At 34.1% G+C, this 3290-nt stretch carries 3 protein-coding genes; 1 reads left to right on the forward strand and 2 read right to left on the reverse strand.

Annotated features, from left to right (window positions below; genetic code table 11):
* Positions 1-436: 436 nt before the first annotated feature.
* Positions 437-1267: a metallophosphoesterase family protein gene (locus FD33_RS04170; protein WP_025086379.1), complete on the forward strand. Its 831-nt coding sequence runs from the start codon at positions 437-439 to the stop codon at positions 1265-1267.
* Between the two features lie 172 nt (positions 1268-1439).
* On the opposite strand, the gene FD33_RS12735 is transcribed toward FD33_RS04170, so the two are convergent.
* Together FD33_RS12735 and FD33_RS04180 are read right to left on the reverse strand one after the other, a co-directional pair.
* The gene (locus FD33_RS12735) at positions 1440-1640 is read right to left on the reverse strand and encodes a hypothetical protein (RefSeq protein WP_025086378.1); all 201 of its coding nucleotides are present in this window, start codon (positions 1638-1640) and stop codon (positions 1440-1442) included.
* 344 nt (positions 1641-1984) lie between these two features.
* Positions 1985-3154, reverse strand: coding sequence for a CAP domain-containing protein (locus FD33_RS04180; RefSeq protein ID WP_025086377.1), 1170 nt, complete (start codon positions 3152-3154; stop codon positions 1985-1987).
* Between the last annotated feature and the right edge of the window lie 136 nt (positions 3155-3290).

Below are 3290 nucleotides of genomic sequence, written 5' to 3' on the forward strand. Positions count from 1 at the left end.
TTTATGGTCTAACTGTTAACTTGAACCGCCATCAACTTGATTTGACGAACAGCCAATATTTGAACGTTTTTTTGTGAACACGAGAAAATATAACTCAACTGATAACAGTATTTCAATCCGAATGGTTCTTATAAAAATAGTGGAAGTTGTTGGATAGAGACTTCTAGCTAATATGATAGTAAGTACAATGGCAGCACACATAACTATAATTGCAGCATAAGCCCAGTTTTGTTGTGATTTAATTCCAAGTTAATATTTGTTAGTGATACTTTTCAAAAAAATCTTTTGTTATTTGATGAAAATATATTGTTTGTTTACATAAAATGATATTTTGGATCTTCTTCATAGTATTGGTATGTGAATAGGACTACAATAATGATTATTCTTATATAAACTGCAATGTTAGAGTGGTTTATGGGCTTAGGGGATGTTGAAGATGATACACAAGATTGCAGTTTTTTCTGATGTTCACGGTAATGTGTCTGCTTTGGATGCTGTTTTAAGAGATGCTAAACAAAATGGAGCTACAGATTATTGGTTTTTAGGAGATTTATTCTTACCTGGACCTGGGGCGGAACAACTTTATAAAACAGTAGAATCTTTACATCCAGCGGTTTGGTTACAGGGAAATTGGGAACAAGAGATTGATAGTATTGTTAAAGGAGAAGCTGATTTTGATGATCCTTCAGAAGTTTACTTATCAAGATTGACTGAATACTTAATCAATAATTTAGACTCTAAACATTATCAGGAATTGATTCAAAGACCAATTTCCACAACGATAACTGTTAATGGATTAAATTTTGGCTTGTCACATAATCAAGCTGAACGTTCGACGGGACATGATTTATTTCCAGCTGAAGCACAAGTTAATTTTGATCATTTAGCCGGAGATAAAGACGTTTTATTGTATGGACATACACATCAACAAGTAATGCGTACTTCCAGTAAAGGACAATTGATTGTTAATCCGGGAGCTACAGGTCAGCCATACAGTCCTTATGCCAAATTGATGGCCGACCAACGTGCTTGTTATACAATTTTGACAGTTGATGATGAAGGTAGAATAGATGTTTCTTTTAAAAAAATTTCCTATGATATTGATGAGGAAATTAAACTAGCCCAAGATTTAAATCTTCCTTATATTCATTTATACAAACACTTACGTAAAACCGGGTTCACAGTAACTCATGATCAAAAGTTATTGAAAAAAGTGAATGCTGAATACAATTATGGACAAGAAGTTCGTAAATTTTTCAATAAATAATTATTAGTCGTCTTTTAGTGAAAACTGAATAACGACTATTTTTATGCAAAAAAAGAGAGCCGCACTTTATCGTGCTGGTAGAATTAATCTACCAGTACGATAAAGTGTAGCTCCCTTAATATATTTAAAACTTTAATGGTTAAGACGTGTTTGGAATCTATAAGAATTCAAACTACTTTTTCAAAAAAGAAAGCACTTTTTTCTCATTTGGTTTCATATTTCCTGCTAAGAATGCAATTATAACTGCAACAACAGAAGCCAAAAATTCCCATACTGACCATTTAAAAACCAATGTTAAAATTAACATAATAAAAACCGAAATCAACATAACTCCATCTCTGGGACCTAATTTCAAATATGGAAACATCATCAGAATCACTTCTTTCATCATTTGATATATTGAATAAGCTCAACCAGGATTTGCTCGTGTATGTAGAATTTCTAGGTAGATTTTTGTTTCCTTCTAATCGTAGCTTTAACTGCACATCTATTCTAGTAAGAAGCAATCTAAGAATAATTCAAACATTCATTTAAACCCTAAGAATATTATACTACTTCTTTCATTTATTGTGAAAGCCATTTCATAAAGACGCTTAGGCAAAATTTTGGGAAAGAAGGACTTGTTGCTGACTGACTAATCAAGCAAAACCACTAGTGATCTATTTGAATTACTTGGCGACTCCAATCGGGTTCAAAAAAAGATACCCGAAGGTATCTCTAATTTACGTTTACTTGATTTTCTTGAAGCCAAGCATTAGTAGCAATGTGATACATCTTTACCTTTGTCTTGGGATTAACAGCTCGTCTATCCATGATCCATTTGCTATCTTTAGGTACGATTTTGCCTGTGAAGTTACCATTGTTGTCGTAAACCTTAGCATCAGTAGTTGCTGTAACACTTGATCCATATAGGAATTTAGCCCATGGTAAAACATCGGCAGCTGAGACGAAACCATTGGTACTAACGTGATAATATTTTTTACCATTGATAGTAGCGACAATATCGGAAATCCAATCTGAGTTTGGCGCAAGCTCTAGATCCTTGCTTTTATTACCGTAACGATCATAGACGGGAGTGACATAATTTTTAGTCGTTACACCGCCACGTAAATCGGCGGTGGTATAGTCTTTTCGTTGAGTATAGTCGGCACCTTTACGATTTGCGTCAGCCAAATCATATTTAGAAGGATTGGCGTAGTCGTTATACTTAGTCATATAGTAATCTTTGACATCAGTGGGGTCGTATTTACTGTATGATTCTTGATCATTACCCATTTCTTGAGAGAAATAAATCATGCCGGTATTTGATACACTAACACCAATTCCGACGTAACTTATGTAGGGATTAAGCATATTTTTTCTATGACCAAAATCGGGATTGGAATCATATGTTTCACTGTAAAACTCATCAGTGATTTTTTCAGCAATAATTAGGGGATCAGTTGATCCAATCATAGAAAAAGGCATTTGAGCAATATTTTCTTCGGCAGTGTAATTGTAAGGATACATGTTCGCTGAATGCCAATTGGAATGATCATCGACACCACCAGAAGTAATGAAAGAGTCAGTCCTAGCTTGGGCATAGTTGTTAAGGACATCGACTGAGGTTAGTGGCTTCAAGTCGTTTTGAGATCTGAGACGATTAAGTTCATTTAACATAGCAAGTTTAACGGAAGCAAGGTCAATGTTTTCGTAACCAGCCTGTGTTTTAGTAGTTGTTGATGTAGATGATGTATCGGTTGTTGTATCAGAATTTGTCGTAGTTAAAGATGAATCATCGTTAGTGTTAGAGGTAGTGTCAGCAAAGACAACTGTTCCCTCAAAGCTTGTAGTTAGAAGGGCGCTTGCAGCAATTAGAATTGCTGTTTTTTTTATTTTAGAAAACATAATAATATTTCCCCCGTTTCTCATAGATCATGACACATTAATTATAATGAACATTCTATATTACTTCCATTAATTAAAACAGTCGAAAATTTCAATAACAAGTTAGCCACTTGGACAAAATAAATTGAATCCAAGT

The organism is Companilactobacillus paralimentarius DSM 13238 = JCM 10415 (assembly GCF_001434985.1).
GTDB classification, from domain to species: Bacteria; Bacillota; Bacilli; order Lactobacillales; family Lactobacillaceae; genus Companilactobacillus; species Companilactobacillus paralimentarius.